Below are 13632 nucleotides of genomic sequence, written 5' to 3'. Positions count from 1 at the left end.
TTCCTCATTCCGGCAGCCCTCCTCATGGTGGCATTAAAAGTTACACTAATGTTTACCCACTTCTTTTGAGAAATGACCCATGAAGTCCGGCATCTGTCAAGGATAATTGTTAAATTCTACCCGTTTTTCGCAAAACAGAGACCGTTAAAAGGCTTCCCGAAGATGCCGCAAGGAGCCGATGCTTAAGTCCGGCTGAAGCTGTACAGCAATCACATCAAAGGCAATTGCAGCCGGCTGCAGTCCCTGCATGTGCAGATAGACCCCGGCCGTCTCTCTCACCTGACGGATTTTGCGCGCATCGACCGACTCCTCCGCAGTGCCCTGCACGGCTGAACCGCTCCGGCTTCTCACCTCAATGAAGACCAGAGCGCCTTCATACTCCGCGATAATATCCAGCTCTCCGCTACGGCAGCGCCAGTTATAATCACGGATGCGGTAGCCCCGCGAAGTCAGATACATTCGGGCCGCTTGCTCGGCAGCAGCCCCTTTCTCCTGACGGGTGTAGGTTCTGCCGTCCCCGTTATGGCTCACTTCTGTCTCCGTTCCCCGGCTGTCCGGTCACTCTGGTATACATAGCTGAGAATCTCAGCCACCAGCTGATATAGCTGAGGCGGAATCTGCTGGTCCAGATCGAGCTTCGACAGCACCTCTACCAGCGCCGCATCCTCCTGCACCGCTACTCCGTTTTCCTTTGCCTTTTGCAGGATGATGTCCGCTACCGAGCCTTGCCCCTTAGCGACAACCACCGGCGCTTCGCTCTGGCCCGGAATATATTTGAGCGCCACTGCCTTCTTGAGATTCTGCGGAACCTTCTGCTCAGACTCACTCATATGCGGTAATCTACTCCTTTGTACTCCTGCGGAGCATAATCGGATGGTTTCACCGCACCAGAGGCCACGCTCCGTTCCGGCAATGCTTCCGTACGCAGGCTGGACAATTGATAGCCTATGCCTTCGACCGCCGCCTTCATCTCCTCGCGGCGGCCCTCCAGCAGCTCCAGTACCCAAGGTTCATCGTTATGCAGCTTCAGGCTGACGATGCGGTCCACCACCTGCACATCGACCATCGTCTGGCCGAGCTGCTTCATGTCCAGATCGAACCACAAGCGGCAATTCGCCGCGTCGAGCTCCCCTTTGCTGCCGCGCCGCGACTGGATCTGGACGGAGGCCGTCTCCCGGCCATCCGGCCCGTGCAGCGGCAGGAACATCGTCACCTGCGCGAACGGCGCGGTGCGGTCTGTATTCAGCAGCAGCTGCTGGCCTGTCAGCTGCTGCACCAGCCCACCCGCGGCTTCCTTCACCGCGGGCGGGGCCTCGCTGCTGCCCAGTACCTGCAGCAGCACGCCCTTGAGCGTACCGGCGGCATCTTCTGCGCCGCCGGACGCTGCCTGCGCGGTGTGCGCCCCGCCGCCGCGCAGGATCTGCTGCTCGTGCTCCGCACCGAGCAGCTTCAAGATCCGCCCCACCCAGGGGTCGGTCCCCTGGGTGGCGGCGGGTTCCCCCTGCTGCGGCGCAGCCGCAGGGGCTGCACTGCCGCCCGCCGCGCCGGAGGCGGGCGGTGCTTCGGCGAGCTGCGGCAGAGTGCCGCGCAGCTCGGAGAGCACGCCCTGCAGCTTCGCGAGCAGGGCAGGCCCCGCAGCGCTCTGCGCCTGCGCGGCAACGCCCGCGCTCTCACGCACTCCAGCTGCGGTACCCGCACCTTCTCGCGTGCCCGCCGCGATTCCCGCGCTTTCCCGCGCTCCAGCCACGCTTCCCGCACCTTCGTCACGTGTTCCCGCCGCGATTCCCGCGCTTTCCCGCGCTCCAGCCACGCTTCCCGCACCTTCGTCACGTGTTCCCGCTACGATTCCCGCGTTTTCTCGCGCTCCCGCTACTGCACCCGCACCTTCTCGCACACCACCAGCCACGCTTCCCGCACCTTCGCCACGTGTTCCCGCTACGATTCCCGCGCTTTCGCGAGCTCCAGCCACGCTCCCCGCACCTTCGCCACGCGTTCCCGCTACGGCACCCGTACCTTCGCGCGCTCCCGCCACGCTTCCCGCACCTTCGCCACGCGTTCCCGCTACGGCACCAGTACCTTCACGCGCTCCTGCTGCGTTCCCCACGCCTTCGCGCGCTCCAGCCACGCTCCCCGCACCTTCGCTACGCGTGCCCGCTACGACACCCGTACCTTCGCCACGCGTGCCCGCCGCGTTCCCCGCACCTTCTCTCGCCCCCGCAACGTTCCCTGCACCGTCACGCACTCCAACCGCATACCCGCTTCCTGCCGGTTCTGCATCTCCTGCTGGTACTAATGCAGCTTGTCCATTGGCACCCGCAGCCTGTGAAGTGCCCGCATTACCGGTCTGTCCCGCCTGAGCATTCGCCCCGGCGGTCCCTCCATTGCCAGCTAGACCCGCATTCACTCCGCCTGTCAGAAGCCCTGCCGCAGGTCCGCTATTCCCCGCTCCTTGACCTGATCCGTCGCCGTCCGCTCCTTGCTGCACCCAGACGTTCAGCGCAGTCTCCAGCTTCGCCAACAGATCATGCAGCTTCGGTCCGAATACAGCCTGCTGCAGCCCTTTCACCGTCTCCGCCGTTACAGGCAAGCCGCGCTTCACTGAGATTACAGCCGCCTCCAGCCACTCTGAGGCAGGGACACCGGGAGGTTTGGCATTCATAACAGCATCCAGCTTCGCCGCAGTCTCCTTAGTGAAGGCCAGTCCTCCGGCTTGCATCGCCTGAACAATCTCCCGTCCCGCCTTGGAATTGGCTAGTCCAAGCGACTCCAGCGCCTCACCCATACTCTGCGGCGAGATCATAGCCGCCTCCCCTAGAGAGACCGGCTTAAGCACCGGCAAGCCGCCTTCTCCTGGTGCGCCCACCTGCAGGTTCAGCGTCTGACCGGCTGCCAGCGGCGCTTCCAGTTCAGCCCGTACCGGCGTTCCCTGAATCTGCACCACCGCTTCTTTTCCAGAATCGGATACGCTAAGCACAACGCCGCGAACAACCTGACCTTCCTTAAGCTCTACAGATTTGGCCTCTCCCGCCTTACTGTCGCCAAGCAAACCGCGAACCAGTGATCCGATGTTCATGTTGTCCGCCTCCCTTCTTTCTATTTATATCGGTATTTCACCTTCATTTGTGATTATCCGGATGATACGCCAAGTGGAAACTGCTATGCCATCCTTTTAGAGGACGGCACCGTTTCAGCGAGAAATAGAAGGATAATGTAGACGTGAAACCATACATTCTTATATTTTTAGAATAAAGACAGCTGTTCCTGCTCCGCCAGAATATTGCCAATAAAGCTGCGCCGGTGCATCGGAGTTACACCAAGTAGCTTGATCTGTTCACGATGCAGCTTAGTAGCATATCCTTTATGTACTTTGATCCCGTAATCCGGGTACAATTCCTCCCACAAGCCCTCACAAAGCCGGTCACGGGTCACCTTGGCTACAATGGAGGCGGCAGCAATCGACTGGCTGTTGGCATCTCCTTTAATGATAGCGCGCTGCGGCAAGGGCAGGTCCACCTTCTCCGCATCAATCAGCATATAGTCCGGCTGCTGGCTTAAACCTTCTACCGCCAGACGCATCGCCAAACGCGAAGCCTGCTTAATATTAATTTCATCGATCACCGCCGCCTCCACATGCCCTAAGCTTACCGCAAGCGCCTGCTCCATAATGGTCTCATACAGAGCATCCCGCTTTTTGGCCGTTAGCTTCTTGGAGTCATCTACACCCTCAATAATAAGCCCCATTGGCAAAATTACCGCTGCAGCCACCACATCCCCGAATAAACAGCCCCGCCCCACTTCATCCACACCTGCGATGTGACGGAAGGATTGTCCCCAGCCTTCTTTTTCATACCCAAGCATATCTATCTCACTCACTGTCTCTCCACCTGCCCATTAAAATTAAACTACATCTATGATCTTCTTACGAATATATGACGTAGCGCGAAACCCTAAAGAGCTTCCAACTCGTATTGTTTTCCATTCAATCCCAATCTCAGAATCTTAGAATTCTGCACTGAATACAACAATCCCTTCATTAATACTGCGTAAATCCAAAAAAGTTGTATGAATAACAGCATTTCTCTTTCCCTAAGCCACCCAAACGAGGACATTCCTGCATTTCATACAACACTTTTGCTACTCCGCCCCTCATCAATAGAGAAGAGTTGCTATTCTTACAACATTGCTTGGCACTCCCCCTCATACCCCCAACCTTCTACACGCAAAAAAAGAGCCACCCCACATTCACGGATGGCTCTTCCATTCCATACTACATTCTACTATTCAGGTGTCTCCAGCGTGAAACGCCCAAGCTTCCCGGCACGAAGCTCATGCAGCAGCGCGCGTGAAGCCTTCTCCAGGTCTACACGGCCACCGCTCATCAGACAACCGCGCTTACGCCCGACTGCTTCCATAACGGCCACGATTTCGTCCGGGTTCTCTAAGTCCTCCGGCAGCTTACTGATATCGAAGCGCTCCTGGAACCGGCTTCCGTAATCCTTCACCAGATATTTCACCGCGTAATAAGCGATATCTTCAATATTCAGGATTTCTTCCTTAATGGCCCCGGTTACAGCCAGCTTATAGCCCACCGTCTGGTCCTCGAACCTCGGCCAGAGAATCCCCGGCGTATCCAGCAGTTCCAGACTGCCACCGGTCTTAATCCATTGCTGACCCTTGGTAACCCCCGGACGGTCACCGGTAATCGCAATATTTCTTCCAGCCATCCGGTTAATGAGAGTCGATTTGCCTACGTTGGGAATGCCCACAATCAGTGCCCGCATCGCACGCGGATTCATGCCCTTGGCAATTTGCCGGTCGATCTTGTCCTTCAGCAGCAGCTTCACCTGCTCCGGAATTTCTTTAATCCCGGTGCCAGTAGAAGCATCTACCGGATAGGCAACATGACCCTGCTCCTTGAAATAAGCCAGCCACTTGCGCGTAGCTTCCGGATCGGCCAGATCTGCTTTATTTAGAATAATCAGTCTTGGCTTGTCCCGCAAAATATCGTCAATCATCGGATTGCGGCTCGAAATCGGCAGACGGGAATCAAGCAGTTCTATTGCAACATCAATTAGCTTCAGCTTATCCTCGATTTGCCGTCTAGCCCTCGTCATATGACCAGGAAACCATTGAATGGCCAATGCCGTCACCTCCTTTGACTTCTGTCAGCTTCGTAATGAACTAATGATTTATTAATGAGATATTCTTCACCGGCCAGAAAATAAGGTCTGCACGGCCGACAATATCCCCCAGCGGCACATAACCGATCATCCGGCTGTCCGTACTGTCAGAGCGGTTATCCCCCATTACGAACACATGGCCTTCCGGCACCTTGTTGTCCGTAAACTGCTCATTCGGGAAATTCTTATTGTTGTACAAAATGTTGTTATTATGGGCATCATCAATCGCGCCCTGGATATACGTTTCGTTCACAGGCTCTCCGTTAACTGTAACGACATCCCCTTCAACGGTGACTGTATCGCCTGCTACACCAATGACACGCTTAATGAAATCCCGGCCCTCTGAGGGCACATGGAATACAATGACTTCCCCGCGCTCCGGCTTGCGGATATCGTAGAGAATTTCGTTAACAATCACTCGTTCGCCGGTATGGAAGTTAGGCTTCATGGAAGGGCCGTCTACGATAAACGGTTTGAACAAAAGCCAGCGTATTAGAATAACCAGAACCAATGCAATCGCTATCGCTTTAATCCATTCCAGGACTTCATTCTTTGGCTTCCGGGGGCTCTGGCCGTTAGAATCAATCACTTCGCCTTGCCCTTGCTGCAAATCCTGCTGCATAGTTCACCGTCCTCTCCAATAATTGTTATCTCCACTATACAATACAAAAAAGCTCCTGCCAAAAACTCCCCCGCGATTACTCCTTCAGGAGGCCTTTTCGGAGAAGCTGTTCCTAAGGCACATATGTCTAAAAACCCCACAAAGTGATGCTTTAACTTCGATGCTTACTTAGGTACTTTGCGGGGAGCACAATTCTTTAATTACAAGAAATAAACGAAAGGGGCTTGAATTCAAGCCCCTTTCCTTTGTCACTATTCTAGCGACGAATTTCTTTAATTCTTGCAGCTTTACCGCGCAGGTCACGAAGATAGTACAGCTTCGCACGACGAACTTTACCGCGGCGAGCCACTTCGATTTTCTCGAGTTTAGGGGAGTTGACTGGGAATGTTCTTTCCACACCAACACCATAAGAGATTTTACGAACCGTAAAAGTCTCACCGATACCGCCGCCGCGACGTTTGATTACAACGCCTTCGAACAACTGGATACGCTCACGAGTTCCTTCGATAACTTTTACATGCACCTTCAAAGTGTCACCCGGGCGAAAACTCGGGATATCTTTACGAAGTTGCTCTTGTGTAATTGCTTGTAGGATATTCATTAAGGACTTCCTCCTTCCGTACAGGTGTTCTTGCCTCTTCCGGAGAGCCATTGCTCTCCCTCATTATCCGCAGAGGACCACCGTATTCCACACAACAGAAGTAATTTTATCATAAAAGACAGGCTCATGCAACATATATTTATTCTTTAAAGCGGCAGCATATCCCGTTTCTTCGCCTTCACCTTACAATCCTTGCAGAGTCCGACCACACTTCCGTCATCCTGGGCATAAAAGATCAGCTTGCCGTTCTTCTTCTTGCAGGAGGAGCACTGCTGATCCTCAGCATTCTGCTTGGCCTTACGGTGCCCTTCCATAGAAATCACATTACTGGCCTTCCCCTGCTTCGGCGCTTCAGTCTGTTCTTGGCTCATCCGGCTGCGGTACACGGTATAGACAACTGCGCCCACCAACACAACGATCAGGAATGCTGCATACTGCATTTGGCTCATCCGCCCCTCTGACTTGTTCAGTCAAAATAGTAAACAGACCATCTCTCGGGTCTGCTTCCGTGCCGGCCCTCCAGCTGTCACATTTCATTCTTCCGTTCCTTCATCTAACGACAGTGTACCATAATGCAGGATTGAAATGTAGCCGCAGGCATACTGGACTATAGTCCAGTAGAACAACCCGCCGCCAGGCTGTTATCCAGTGTTTTCCCATAATATATAATACTGAGTATACATAAGCAAATAATCATGCCTTTAGGAGGGCCTATATAATGAAGAAACATCACAGTACAGCAATTATTGCAGCCATGGCCGTATTTTCTATTGCACTTACCGGCTGCCGGGAGCTTCCCGGCAAGGAAGCGGCAGATAACCAACTGGAGCAGACAATCTCCGGCAGCTTCACGCAGGAAGCGGCAGAAGCCGTGAAGCAAAGTCTCAGCGATGCCAGTGCTGCTGTCGGTGACGCCCTTGAGAACACAGCAGGCATGCTTGAAGATCAGTTGAACACTAGCGGAATCAGCCGCGAGTTCTCCACCTCCTTGCCTATTGCTTCGGCTTCCGTGCTTAAACTAGACAATGCGGTTGGGGAAGTCGCAGTAGCGCCCGCTTCAGGTGACGAGATTACTGTCCAGGCCACCGTCATTGTCCATGAGCAGACAGGCCATAAGCTGGTATCCGGTGTGCTGGATCACGCGGAATTCTCTATTGAACATAAAGGAGACGCTCTAATCGTCTCTGCTCATGGTGAAGGCAATTCGAAGAGGGATCTCTGGGAATGGGCGCAGCATGAGTATGGTGCTTCCAACTTCAGCATTAATTATGTAATCGGGATTCCAGAGACCATTGACCGGTTTGAGATTGATAATAATGTAGGCACTGTCCAGCTACGCGGGCTTGAGGGGACTTTTGAGATTAACAGCAATGTCGGCAGCATCATCCTTCAAGACACCGTGTTCACAGGCAAGTCCAGTGTGGAGTCGAATACGGGAAGTATTGAGCTTGGAGTATCCAGCATAACAAAGGGCAGCAGCCTCAAGGCCAAGAGCGATATCGGAAGAATCTCCGCCGATCTGTCAGCAACAACCGCATGTACGGTCAAAGCCCGCAGTGAACTCGGCCACATCTCCGGCACCGACAATGGTACATCAAAGGATTATAACGGCGGCGGTCCGCTGGTATCTTTAACCACGCAGATCGGAGCCATATCCGTTAACTAGATTATCCTATAATTACGCCAAAAGTGGGCTTTCCTGACTTCCAGGAGCCCACTTTTGTGTTGTTCAGGCCTTCGTCAGATTAGTGCAATTGCCAAAAGCGTGAACAGGCTCAAGGTAAGGATCTGGCTGCCGTAGCCATAGTAGCCGCCATAGTAGTTCCCCGCACCGCCCGGATAGAAGGCCGAGGTTTGCATTCTGCCATTGCCCTTTGTTTTCAGATACACATTGTTCCGGTCCACATCCACAATAATTCCTTCATGGCGTTTGCCGTCAGTAGTCATAATGCGTACACGCTTATCTTTGCAATGGAGACAATTATAATAAGCTTCCATCTGCTGTTTCCTCCTTAATCGTGGTTCTGTATCTTATGAAGGGAGGGATAAGCCGGTAACGGCTATCGTCACGCAGCAACTGTCTATATGTAATATAGCTGTGAAATGAAGAACTTGTGAACATTGTGTATCAATTTTGTGGAAAAAGGGGTAATATTAAAGTAACAAAATCAATTAAACGCTTACGGTTGTGAACAATCTTTTACAATCCAAAAGGAGGCAGGAATCATGAGTACAGCAGGCAGACGTTTTATTAATGAAGGAGTACTGCGGATCGCCTGGTTTATCATTTTCGCTTCGCTCACCTACACGGTGCGCAATTATACTTGGGCTATTGTATTACTTCTGGTTGTTGCCTTGTATTCACTGGTCACGGGAGTTATCATGCTTACCCGCCGCGATGGAAACAGGGGCAGGTTTTAGCTTAACCGCACATAGGTCTCATCACCTAAATAAAAACACCTCCTACAGAGCGTACTGCGCTGACGGAAGTGTTTTTATTTTAAACGATGACGGGAATAATCGGAGTAACAGGATTTGAACCTGCGACCTCACCCACCCCAAGGGTGCGCGCTACCAGGCTGCGCTATACCCCGACATTTCAAATCAATCCAATACTTCATGCCTACGTTAGCCGCATCCCTACGATTAACATACGTTCATCTCATGCATAATATGCCGGTAAGCGGTTACTAACCGTTATACTATAAATATACCTCACTAGTTCAGCAGTTTCAAATAGAGTTCAGTATGTTTATGGAGTTCAATATTTTTTCGGATGTCATTAAAATTTAATGGATTTTCCGTAAAGGCTGTGCTATACTCTTGACACAAGGAAAGGAGGTGCGTTCACATCAAGCATGACATGCTGAACGTATCCCTTACCCGGACCAACGGCTGAATGTTTTAGCCTTGGTGGCGCGGGATACGGATCAAAGTTACAAACTAGCGCCTCGGGTAGAGAGACCGTCTTCGGACGGTCTTTTTTTGTTTGCCTGCACTCTTCGCACCCGGCAAACAAATAACCGCCGAAGCCAGCGAACCTGGGGTTCGTCTGTCTTCAGCGGCTATTTGTGGAATTTGCTGTATTACTGAGCCTATTGAACCTGCTTCCAGGTCTAATTCATTTCTTCAATGATAAGATTACGATTTACGATTCTTATAAAAATCAATAATATCACTTACCGTGCGGAGCGGCTCCGCCTCCTTGTGGACAGTGTCCACGGCTGGCTTGAATGATTCATGCGTATTCGTAGTCACTTCAGTCATTCCTTTCGATAATTAAGCTAGCTGCGTCTATAGCTGCATGTCTACTTGCGGCACCTCTATTCATTACCCTAGAAAAAGGGTATTGACGCACATCTGCTCGTATTTATTTCGCTGGCAAAACTTCTTCTATGCCTATCCGTTCTAGTTCGTAATTCCCGTTCCCGGTTCTCAGAACACAGCAAAAAACGCCTCCCTAACGTAATATACGCTAGAAAGACGCCAGCTATGACTCTATTTAAGCCCAAATTTATCATTTATTTCTGCTCCAAGCTTGCCTGCTCCTGCAGCCGCTTCAGCGTCTGCTTGTCCTTCACCGTCAGCTCTGCCGTCTCCAGCAGATCCGGTCTGCGTTCGAGCGTACGCTGCAGCGCCTGCTCACGCCGCCACACCTCGATATTGGCATGATGTCCGCTGAGCAGCATGTCCGGGACCTTCCAGCCCCGGAACTCTGCCGGACGGGTATAATGCGGGTACTCCAGCAGCCCGGTGCTAAAGGAGTCGGAGATTGCAGAGGTCTCGTTTCCCAGCGCCCCCGGCTGCAGCCGCACTACTGAATCAATGACGGTCAAGGCTGGAAGCTCACCACCGGTCAGCACATAGTCGCCAATCGACAGTTCGTCCGTCACCAGATGCTCACGGATTCGCTCGTCGTAGCCCTCATAATGACCGCAGATGAAGATTAGATGCTGCTCTTGTGCCAGCTCTTCGGCGATCTGCTGGTTATACGTCCGGCCCTGGGGGCACATCAGAATAATACGCGGCTTCACGGCCTCTGTATTCCCGATGTCCTCTTGCTCCCCGCCAACGCTACTCTGAGCCAGCACATGCTCCACTGCTGCGAAGATAGGGTCCGGCTTCAGCACCATGCCTCCACCTCCGCCGTAAGGCGTATCATCCACGCTGTTATGCTTGTTGCCCGAGAAGTCGCGGAAGTTGACTGTGTTCAGTGAAGCAATGCCTTTCTCACGGGCCTTCCCAAGAATGCTGGTGCCGAAGACGCCTTCACACATGTCCGGGAACAGCGTCAGCACGTCAATGCGGATCATGGAAGCAGCCCTTCCATGAGATGCACAGTTATTTTTTTGGCTGCAATATTTACATCCAGCACTACATCATTAATGACCGGAATCAGAATATCCTGGCCCTTCTTCGGCTTCACTACCCAGACATCATTGGCCCCGGGCTGCAGAATCTCCGTAATCGTTCCCAGCGGCTGGCTGGCATCTTCATCCGTGTAGACTTCGCAGCCTACGATCTGGTGGAAGTAATACTCGTTCTCCGGCAGCTCAACCAGATTATCACTAGGCACCTTAAGCATGCTGCCTTTATATTTCTCGATCTCATTTATATTCGTATACCCCTTAAGTTTAGCGATATACATCCCTTTATGTTCTCTCGCCGATTCGATCGTAACCTCGAATTTCGGGCTTCCGTCTGCGGGAATCAGCAGCAGCTTGTTGCCGGGCGCAAACCGCACTTCCGGGAAATCGGTATGCGACAGGATTTTGATCTCCCCGCGAATGCCGTGCGTATTCACCAGTCTGCCTACGGTCAACTCTTCTGTCATGTGTTCATCTCCTTCACGCTGATTGCGTACAGCTTATAAATTCTTATATTTTCAACAAAAAGGAGCCGGGATATACTATCCCTAGCCCCTCCTTGTGCGCATCGTTAAGATAAAATATCTACGGTAACGCGTTTATCACTTTTGACTGCTGCAGATGTGACTACGGTACGAAGCGCTTTGGCGATCCGCCCCTGCTTGCCGATGACCTTACCGACATCATCAGGATGCACGGAGAGCTCATAGACAATCAGGTGATCCTTCTCCACGGTCCGTACGGCCACATCCTCCGGATGATCCACTAAAGCCTTAGCAATAACACCAACTAATTCTTCCATAGAGGACCCTCGCAATCAGTCATTATTTCTGAAGCTTTGACTCATGGAACTTCTTCATCACGCCAGCTTTGGAAAGCAGGTTGCGGACGGTATCAGATGCTTGTGCACCTGTCTGAAGCCATTTAAGAGCCTTCTCTTCGTCAATCTTAACGACTGCCGGTACTTCGATCGGATTATAATAACCGATTTCCTCGATAAAACGGCCGTCACGAGGAGACCGGGAATCGGAAACCACTACACGGTAGAAAGGCGCTTTATGTGCTCCCATTCTTTTCAAACGAATACGTACTGCCACGAAATTCACCTCCTTAAAAGAATATCGTTATCGATCCCTCCCAAACCCTCCCTTCCCGAAGGGAGGGCCCCAAGGGCTCTGCCCTCTGGACACCCGCTAAGTGCAACTAGCGTAGGCGTTCAGATTGGCGGGACTTGGGATAGGTTCGGCGAAAGACCGCTTTTCCTCCCTGCGGGATACGCTTTACTGGCGGCGTTCCCTGGCAACGGAGGGGTAGAGATTTAAACATTTCAAGATCAAAAGACTGAGATCAAAAGATTAAGGTCAAAAGACTACTCGATCTTCTGATGTTGTACTATATCAGATCTATAAGAAAGACAAAAGATCTAGGTCAAAAGATTAAAGATTAAGATCAACGGAACGGGAACTTCATTCCGCCTTTACCGGCAAGGCCCTTGAGCTGCTTCATGGCGTTCTTCTTACCGCCCTTGCCGCCTCCGCCGCCCATCATGCCGGAGAACTGCTTCATCATCTTACGCATTTCATCGAATTGCTTGATGAGCCGGTTCACCTCAGCGACGTTGGTGCCGCTGCCTGCTGCAATACGCTTGCGGCGGTTATGGTTAATAATCTCAGGCTGGGCTTTCTCGGCCTTGGTCATGGAATGAACAATGGCTTCAACGCGGCCCATCTGCTTATCGTCCACCTTCAGGTCCTTCATGCCCTTGGCCTTGTTCATGCCAGGCAGCATATCCAGAATCTGGTCGATCGGGCCAAGCTTCTTCACTTGATCCATCTGCTCCAGGAAATCATCGAACGTGAACTCTGCATTACGCATCTTACGTTCCATTTCCTTGGCTTTCTCAGTATCGATGTTGGCCTGAGCCTTCTCGATCAGTGACAGCATGTCGCCCATACCAAGTATCCGCGAAGCCATCCGCTCCGGATGGAACGGCTCCAGCGCATCGATCTTCTCGCCGAGGGCGGCGAATTTGATCGGGCAGCCAGTAACCGCCTTGACGGATAACGCAGCACCACCACGGGTGTCGCCGTCAAGCTTCGTAAGCACTACGCCGGTAAGCTCCAGCTGCTTGTTGAAGCTGTCTGCCACATTCACTGCATCCTGACCGGTCATAGCATCGACTACAAGGAGCACTTCATCCGGAGTCACCACGTTATGGATCTGCTTCAGCTCTTCCATCAGCTCTTCATCAATATGTAGGCGGCCTGCCGTATCGATGAGGACATAATCCAGGTTATTATCCTTCGCATGCTGAACACCTTGTCTGGCAATCTCTACCGGACTGGTCTGATCACCCAGCGAGAAGACAGGAACCTTAATCTGTTCTCCGAGCACCTGCAATTGCTTAATTGCAGCCGGACGGTAGATGTCGGCGGCTACGAGCAGCGGGCGGTGATTGCCCTTCTGCAGCAGCTTCGCCAGTTTACCGGAAGTGGTCGTCTTCCCCGCGCCCTGCAGACCCGTCATCATAATGACCGTCGGCGGCTTGTTCGACTTAGCCAGCTTCGCCTGGCTTCCGCCCATCAGCTCGGTCAGTTCCTTGTTAACAATATCGATGATGACCATGCCTGGCGTGAAGCTGTCCATCACTTCCGTGCCGACAGACTTCTCTTTCACCTTGGACACGAAGTCCTTGACGACCTTGAAGTTAACATCGGCTTCCAGAAGGGCCAGCCGCACTTCACGCATCGCTTCGTTTACGTCATCTTCGGATACTTTCCCTTTGCCGCGCAGTTTGCTGAACACATTCTGCAATCTTCCGGTTAATCCTTCAAATGCCATAGGCGGCTCGCTCCCTTCTTC

At 52.5% G+C, this 13632-nt stretch carries 16 protein-coding genes and 1 tRNA gene; 2 read left to right on the top strand and 15 right to left on the bottom strand.

The window, feature by feature from the left end:
* Positions 1–144: 144 nt before the first annotated feature.
* The 8 genes from MKX42_RS14775 to MKX42_RS14740 all read right to left on the bottom strand — a co-directional run bounded on the left by MKX42_RS14775 (position 145) and on the right by MKX42_RS14740 (position 6843).
* On the bottom strand, positions 145–531 hold the full coding sequence (locus MKX42_RS14775; RefSeq protein WP_340753153.1) for a YraN family protein: 387 nt from the start codon (positions 529–531) through the stop codon (positions 145–147).
* Positions 528–830, bottom strand: a complete 303-nt coding sequence (locus MKX42_RS14770; protein WP_036692460.1) for an EscU/YscU/HrcU family type III secretion system export apparatus switch protein — start codon at positions 828–830, stop codon at positions 528–530. The genes MKX42_RS14775 and MKX42_RS14770 overlap by 4 nt, the downstream gene beginning before the upstream one ends.
* On the bottom strand, positions 827–3073 hold the full coding sequence (locus tag MKX42_RS14765) for a DNA ligase (RefSeq protein WP_340753152.1): 2247 nt from the start codon (positions 3071–3073) through the stop codon (positions 827–829). The genes MKX42_RS14770 and MKX42_RS14765 overlap by 4 nt, the downstream gene beginning before the upstream one ends.
* A gap of 167 nt (positions 3074–3240) precedes the next feature.
* Positions 3241–3858 carry a ribonuclease HII gene (locus tag MKX42_RS14760; RefSeq protein ID WP_340757693.1) on the bottom strand — a complete coding sequence of 206 codons (618 nt, stop codon included), beginning with the start codon at positions 3856–3858 and terminating at the stop codon, positions 3241–3243.
* Between the two features lie 419 nt (positions 3859–4277).
* Complete coding sequence (gene ylqF, locus MKX42_RS14755) at positions 4278–5141, bottom strand: ribosome biogenesis GTPase YlqF (RefSeq protein ID WP_340753151.1); 864 nt, start codon at positions 5139–5141, stop codon at positions 4278–4280.
* A 40-nt stretch (positions 5142–5181) separates the two neighbouring features.
* Entirely contained in the window at positions 5182–5802 is a 621-nt protein-coding gene (gene lepB, locus MKX42_RS14750; protein ID WP_036701218.1) for a signal peptidase I, read from the bottom strand.
* Between the two features lie 256 nt (positions 5803–6058).
* Positions 6059–6403, bottom strand: a complete 345-nt coding sequence (gene rplS / locus MKX42_RS14745; protein WP_036701215.1) for a 50S ribosomal protein L19 — start codon at positions 6401–6403, stop codon at positions 6059–6061.
* A 146-nt stretch (positions 6404–6549) separates the two neighbouring features.
* The gene (locus MKX42_RS14740; RefSeq protein WP_340753150.1) at positions 6550–6843 is read right to left on the bottom strand and encodes a hypothetical protein; all 294 of its coding nucleotides are present in this window, start codon (positions 6841–6843) and stop codon (positions 6550–6552) included.
* Positions 6844–7121: 278 nt separating this feature from the next.
* Between MKX42_RS14740 and MKX42_RS14735 the strand changes: the two genes are divergently transcribed.
* Positions 7122–8069 carry a hypothetical protein gene (locus MKX42_RS14735; protein WP_340753149.1) on the top strand — a complete coding sequence of 316 codons (948 nt, stop codon included), beginning with the start codon at positions 7122–7124 and terminating at the stop codon, positions 8067–8069.
* Positions 8070–8143: 74 nt separating this feature from the next.
* On the opposite strand, the gene MKX42_RS14730 is transcribed toward MKX42_RS14735, so the two are convergent.
* Positions 8144–8401: a hypothetical protein gene (locus MKX42_RS14730; RefSeq protein WP_076078592.1), complete on the bottom strand. Its 258-nt coding sequence runs from the start codon at positions 8399–8401 to the stop codon at positions 8144–8146.
* 228 nt (positions 8402–8629) lie between these two features.
* Here MKX42_RS14730 and MKX42_RS14725 point away from each other — a divergent pair, with 228 nt between their 5' ends.
* Positions 8630–8824 (top strand): hypothetical protein, encoded by a 195-nt coding sequence (locus tag MKX42_RS14725; protein ID WP_340753148.1) that lies wholly within the window; start codon positions 8630–8632, stop codon positions 8822–8824.
* Between the two features lie 99 nt (positions 8825–8923).
* Here MKX42_RS14725 and MKX42_RS14720 read toward each other — a convergent pair.
* The 6 genes from MKX42_RS14720 to ffh form a co-directional block, all read right to left on the bottom strand.
* Positions 8924–8997: transfer RNA gene (locus MKX42_RS14720), tRNA-Pro, on the bottom strand.
* Between the two features lie 927 nt (positions 8998–9924).
* Positions 9925–10713, bottom strand: coding sequence for a tRNA (guanosine(37)-N1)-methyltransferase TrmD (gene trmD, locus MKX42_RS14715; RefSeq protein WP_340757692.1), 789 nt, complete (start codon positions 10711–10713; stop codon positions 9925–9927).
* Positions 10713–11237, bottom strand: coding sequence for a ribosome maturation factor RimM (gene rimM / locus MKX42_RS14710; RefSeq protein WP_340753147.1), 525 nt, complete (start codon positions 11235–11237; stop codon positions 10713–10715). Before rimM ends, trmD begins: the two co-directional genes overlap by 1 nt.
* 104 nt (positions 11238–11341) lie before the next feature.
* Complete coding sequence (locus MKX42_RS14705) at positions 11342–11572, bottom strand: KH domain-containing protein (RefSeq protein WP_020432321.1); 231 nt, start codon at positions 11570–11572, stop codon at positions 11342–11344.
* 22 nt (positions 11573–11594) lie between these two features.
* Positions 11595–11867: a 30S ribosomal protein S16 gene (gene rpsP / locus MKX42_RS14700; RefSeq protein ID WP_036701203.1), complete on the bottom strand. Its 273-nt coding sequence runs from the start codon at positions 11865–11867 to the stop codon at positions 11595–11597.
* A 352-nt stretch (positions 11868–12219) separates the two neighbouring features.
* The gene (ffh, locus tag MKX42_RS14695) at positions 12220–13611 is read right to left on the bottom strand and encodes a signal recognition particle protein (RefSeq protein ID WP_340753146.1); all 1392 of its coding nucleotides are present in this window, start codon (positions 13609–13611) and stop codon (positions 12220–12222) included.
* Between the last annotated feature and the right edge of the window lie 21 nt (positions 13612–13632).

Origin of the sequence: Paenibacillus sp. FSL R7-0204 (assembly GCF_038002225.1) — a bacterium.
Lineage (GTDB): Bacteria > Bacillota > Bacilli > Paenibacillales > Paenibacillaceae > Paenibacillus_AQ.
Note: the sequence above shows the minus strand (reverse complement) of the source record. Positions and strands in the feature narration are given on the sequence as shown.